The sequence below is a fragment of the Mongoliibacter ruber genome (assembly GCF_003003005.1).
GTDB classification, from domain to species: domain Bacteria; phylum Bacteroidota; class Bacteroidia; order Cytophagales; family Cyclobacteriaceae; genus Mongoliibacter; species Mongoliibacter ruber.
Window position 1 is genome coordinate 1 of record NZ_PVTR01000035.1, and the last position, 2,954, is coordinate 2,954.

The following is a 2,954-nucleotide window of genomic DNA, read 5'->3' on the forward strand; positions in this document are numbered from 1 at the left end:
ACCATCACTGGAATCACTTTCCAAGATGGAAGCTTTGTATTTGATAACACTCAAAAGTCCCTTGCCATAAGTGGTAATCTGCCTGACGGAACTTCGGTCGCTTATGCCAACAACAGCAGAACCAATGCAGGAACGCAGCAAGCAACAGCTACAATTACCGGAGCAAATTATGTTACCCTCGTGCTGACTGCAGACCTGACAGTTACACCGGCCACTTTGACCATCACAGCTACTCCCGAACAGCTTAAAGTTTACGGGGAAGCCGATCCGGTCTTCAGCTACACTGTCTCTGGCTTTGCAGGTGGAGACGATGAAAACATCCTATCAGGGCAACTTGACAGAGAAGCTGGTGAAAATGTAGGCAGCTATACCATTGGACAGGGTTCTCTTGTTGCCAATCCCAACTATACCATCGAATTCGTGTCAGCTGATTTTGTGATTGTCAAAAAAGCACTGACCATCACCGCTGATGACAAGTCTAAAGTGTACGGTTCAGAAATCCCTACTTTGACCTTCAGCTATACGGGTCTTGTAAACGGTGATACACAGGTGGACACCGAACCGGGCATCACCACTACTGCCATTGCGGGCTCTGATGTGGGAACCTATCCGATTGTCTTGTCCGGAGGGTCGGATGACAATTATGAAATCACCCTGGTTGACGGAGAACTGGAAGTAACAAGGGCTGATTTGACCATCTCAGCAGATGACCTATCCAGAGTATACGGTGAAGAAAATCCGGTATTGACATTCACTTATACAGGCCTGGTCAATGGTGACACACAGGTGACCACTGAACCAAATATCAGCACCACTGCCAATATAAATTCAAATGTCGGCACCTACCCCATCACTTTGAGCGGTGGATCAGATGCCAATTACGAAATTACCCTGATCGGTGGTACACTTGAAATAAGCCAAGCCACTTTGAAAATCATTGCAAATGAAGATCAGTCCAAAATATTCGGAACAGCTGACCCTGTCTTCAGCTTCACTGCCTCAGGCTTTGCCGCAGGAGACAGCGAAGAGGTATTGTCAGGTAGTTTGACAAGGGACCCAGGTGAAGCCGTTGGCATTTATCCGATCAACCTTGGAAGTGTGTCAGCGGGTGAAAATTACCAAATTGACTTCACCGGTGCTGACTTCGAGATCTTCCCTGCCATCATTGAAGTTGTCATGCAGCCGGATGGAGTGGAAACAAGCTGGGCTGTCAATCCTGAACTGCCAGCAACCGTGACCGTGATGACTGTCGACGGGCAGTTCCTGGAACTTCCGGTCACCTGGAATCTATCGGGATTGGTTGTCTTTTCACGGGGTGACTATACTTTGACAGGAACCATAGACCTGCCTGCAGGTATCTTGAATCCTGACGCACTGACAGCTGAGATAGTAGTTACAGTCCTGCCCAAACCTGCACCTGAAGACATCCTGTTGGACAACAACAGCTATGAGGCTGCAGTTGGGGAAAACTTTATCGCTGTTGGTAATTTGAGTGTCATCGATCCATTTGACAATCAGCACGACATCCTGCTCGCCGATCTGGCATTGGACAATGTCTATTTCGAGATAATAGACGGAATCCTTTTCTGGAGTTCTGCACAAAGAGCCGACGGAAAAACTGAATTCGATATTCGTGTTCGCGTGGTGGACCGTGATGGCAATATCATTGAAAAGGAATTCACCATTTTCAGGACGAGACCTTCGGTGGACAATATTGAAGTTTTCAACTCTTTCACTCCAAATGGAGATGGTATCAATGACACCTGGGGAGTGGAAGAACTGAGATTTTACACAGGATCCAGCGTGCAGGTATTTGAGAGAAGCGGAAAAAGGGTGTTCTACACTGAAGATCCTGATGTCCGATGGGATGGCACCTTCCAGGGCAGGGAGTTGCCGGTGGGGACTTATTACTGGGTGATCCAGGTAAAGGAAACAGGTGAGACCAGAAGAGGAATGCTTAACCTGATCCGAAAATAACAGAAAGGATGATGGAGGAAGGATGAAGGAGGAAAATGACCTTTGAGGTTTTAAAAACCTCGAAGGTCTGAGGTAAATAACCCTTAAAAAATAAAAGAGAGGAAAAAACCTCAAGTAACCCTTCGTCTCTACACTAATAACCAATAAAACAGTATTTTATGAAAAGACTCTACATACTCGCAATCTGCCTCCTCTTCGCTTTCGAAGGGTTTGCACAGTCCCGGAAATATGTTTCCCAGTTTAGCCACATGCAGAGTTACTTCAACCCTGCCCTCACAGGTTATGAAGGTTCAAACGTCCGTGGCCTGATCAGAAATCAGTGGGCAGGATTTGAGGGAGCCCCGATGACCTATATCGGTTCTCTGGAATTCGATATCGCAGACTTTTCCAATGGTGCTGACCCGAACAAAAACGCGGTGGGACTCAACATCATCCATGATCAGTACGGGGCTTTTGTGGAAACAGAACTGATCGCTTCTTATGCCTCAAGAATCCAACTGGCAGAAAAAACTTCTCTCAGACTGGGCGTGGGAGTCAATTACAATACCGTCAGACTGGATGGAAACAACCTCACCACCGAACAGTCAAATGATCCAAAAATCGCCCAGTACCTCAATGGATTTGCCAATATGCAGGTATTGGATTTTAACATAGGTATGGCCCTCACCCACCCCAATTATTATATCTCCTATGCCGTCCACAACGTGAATCAGGGTGCCATCAACTCAGGGGATATTTTTATGGAACGTAAGCCTCTTGTCGGTATCGTACAGGCCGGTTACAGAAACGACTTCACCGAGAACCTGACCCTGGCAACCAACTTTATGTACAGGGGACAGACAGATTTGCCTACCAATGTGGAATTCAACCTAAAGGTCCTGATGATGGAAAAAATATGGGTCGGTGCCGGACATAGAATTGATTATGCCAACAACTTCCAACTGGGAGTACTGCTGCCAATAATGAGAATTGGCTAT

The 2,954-nt window shown here is 46.7% G+C and carries 2 protein-coding genes; both read left to right on the forward strand.

All coding sequences use genetic code 11. The features are described 5' to 3' along the window. A partial coding sequence (locus tag CLW00_RS21090) for an MBG domain-containing protein (RefSeq protein WP_146131480.1) occupies positions 1 to 1,977 on the forward strand: 1,977 nt, incomplete at its 5' end. A 158-nt stretch (positions 1,978 to 2,135) separates the two neighbouring features. Continuing rightward, a partial coding sequence (locus CLW00_RS21095) for a PorP/SprF family type IX secretion system membrane protein (protein ID WP_106135693.1) occupies positions 2,136 to 2,954 on the forward strand: 819 nt, incomplete at its 3' end.